At 64.8% G+C, this 2,497-nt stretch carries 2 protein-coding genes and 1 pseudogene; 2 read left to right on the plus strand and 1 reads right to left on the minus strand.

Annotated elements, in window-relative coordinates; all coding sequences use genetic code 11:
- Positions 1–85: 85 nt before the first annotated feature.
- A pseudogene (locus AB1411_16950) lies at positions 86–1,114 on the plus strand (IS110 family transposase).
- 441 nt (positions 1,115–1,555) lie between these two features.
- On the opposite strand, the gene AB1411_16955 reads toward AB1411_16950, so the two are convergent.
- Entirely contained in the window at positions 1,556–1,945 is a 390-nt protein-coding gene (locus AB1411_16955; protein ID MEW6545280.1) for a DUF6884 domain-containing protein, read from the minus strand.
- Between AB1411_16955 and AB1411_16960 the strand changes: the two genes are divergently transcribed.
- The coding region (locus AB1411_16960) for a hypothetical protein (GenBank protein MEW6545281.1) at positions 1,932–2,497 on the plus strand (566 nt) is incomplete at its 3' end. The genes AB1411_16955 and AB1411_16960 overlap by 14 nt on opposite strands.

Consider the following 2,497-nt stretch of genomic DNA (forward strand, 5'->3'; position numbering starts at 1 on the left):
CGATGGAATGGACTCCTCCTGCCGTGCGGCATCATCGTGCCAATCGGTAAAGCGGCCTCTGAGGGCCAGGCAAGGAGGAGTCCAGATGGAGCATACGACCATCGCCGTCGATCTCGCAAAGTCGGTGTTTCAAGTTGCCGTGTCGCATCGGCCGGGTCATCTCGACGAAGAACGAAGACTGTCCCGCGATCGATTCCTTGCATTCTTCGCACAGCGGCCACCCGCGACGATTGTGCTCGAGGCCTGCGGCTCGGCTCACTACTGGGCCCGCCAACTGCAACCGCTCGGGCACGTCGTTCGGCTCCTGCCCCCGCATGATGTACGGCCATCTGTCCGGCGTAACAAGACTGACCGCACCGACGCCAAGGGACTGCTCGAAGCGAACCGGAACGAGGAGATTCATGCGGTGCCCGTCAAGACGATCGGGCACCAGGCCATCGCGTCGCTCCACCGCCTTCGGTCCACGTGGCTCGCCACGCGGACCGCGCGGCTGAATACTCTCCGGGGGCTGCTACGCGAGTTTGGCGTCTTCATCCCCGTCGGCGCGCCGCACGTCGTGCCGCAGGTCCGGGAATTACTGGAGCACCCGGCGGCGGTGCCGATGGCGCTTCATCCGACGCTCGCGGCCGCGTGTGACGAAATCGCAGGGCTCGAGGCGAACATGCGGATCGCTGAACGGCAGCTCGGTGCGCTGGCGGCCCACATGCCCGACGTGCAGCTCCTGCAAACGGTCCCCGGCGTGGGGCTCCTCACCGCCACCGCGCTGGTCGCACTCGTGGCCGACATCCGCCGGTTTCCCTCAGGGCGGCATTTTGCGAGCTTCCTCGGCTTGACACCGCGGGAAGATTCGAGCGGGTCGCGGAGACGACTCGGGGCGATCAGCAAGCAGGGGGACGTGTAGGTGCGCATGCTGCTGACGCACGGCGCGCGATCCGTGGTCTGGCACGCGAAGGCGGCCGTCCACCCGACGCCCCTGCAACAGTGGGCCGCGGACGCTGAGCGGCGGCGCGGGCGCAACGTCGCGGCCGTGGCCGTCGCCAACAAGCTCGCGAGGATCCTCTGGGCTGTGTGGGTGCAGCAACGCCCCTTCGCGGCGGAGCACCGACCGGCGTAATCGCTTTTTCTGTCGCTCTCCCGGAGGATTGCACCGAGCGCATCGCATCATGGCGCACCGGTCGGCCCGGCGCGGGGGCACGCCGATAACTCGGCTGGCCAGGAAGGGCCGTGCAAGCGATTGGCTCCCCGCGCGCGGATTTCCATGATGGCCCGGAGCCCAAGGGCTCCACGGACGAGGCCGAAGATACGACTGCAGTCCGACCTTCGTGCAGGCTCCGAGGAACCGACAGCCACGGCGTTCCGCGCGCGTCAAGGCCCTGCGGCCGCCTTCGGCGGTGCGCTGCGCGCAGCCTTGACCCGTGCTCACGCCGCGGTGTGAGTACCGCTATGCGCCGAAGGAAGACCTTCGCCGCCTTAATAAGGAGGATCTTTTCGAACTCGCTGTTTTCTTTCTTGACGGAGGAGTCCAGATACGGTGGTTAGCCAGCACGTTAATACGTCAGTATTGGATCTTCCGAAGCACGCACTTCACGGAAAGGCTCCGCGTCGCAGCTCGGACGAGGGGCTGGAAGCGCTCCCAATCAAGCAAGACGATCTGATCGAAAGAGCCAAGGCCAAACTCCTGCCCCTGGCGGTCTAGCCGAGACAGGAAGTCCGCGTCGCGAACCACGGCTGAGACCGGGACGTTGTACTTCTCGATCAGTTGGTCGGGCCTCAACAGACCGTACTTGGTACTCAAGATGAACCAAGGGCAACCGGACTGCTCCGCGTACGATCGCCACGCGCGAAACGCTGCTTTGGTGTACGCCTCCTTGGCCGGCACAGCACCGACGTCCGGCCGGGACTCCCAAACCTTTTCCTGAGTGCAGGGAACGATGATCGCCTCCACGTCACGCCCCTCCCTGCGCCTCCGCGCTCACGCCGACATCCACGTCCAGTTCAGCAAGCGCCCTGCGAATGGCGAGGACGGAATCATCCACAGCCTCGCTCGCAAGCACCACTCGAAAGCAGGCCGGCTGCAGGAAGTGTCCCAGAATGATCTCCGCTTGCCGGACGGCAGTTACCCGGTTGCCAGTGTGAACAGGAAGGAGAACGAGCAGCTTCAACGGGTAGGGATGGAGAATGAGGTCAACGAGCGCACCTCTAACCTGCTTTGGGACGCGGGACTCCACTTCGACCGCCACTCGACCGGCGATCGTGCCGTCGATTCGCGCTGTCCCAGCGCCAGGACCGAAGCTATAGGTGACAGATGGCCCATCGGCAGCGAAGAGCGGCCCCGCAGCCAACTCGAGCAGTCTCTTTCCAAGTTCGTCGAGGAGAAATTGTCAAATGTTGTGGATCGGCCGCGTGAGTTAGGCGGCGGTCTCGTTCATCTCTCCCTTGGTGGTTTTCGCTTTCTGCTGCACGCCGTCGACGAAGCGCACGCCGGCCCGCACGAGGG

It is taken from the genome of Nitrospirota bacterium (genome assembly GCA_040757595.1).
In the GTDB taxonomy this organism is placed as follows: domain Bacteria; phylum Nitrospirota; class Nitrospiria; order Nitrospirales; family Nitrospiraceae; genus JBFLWP01.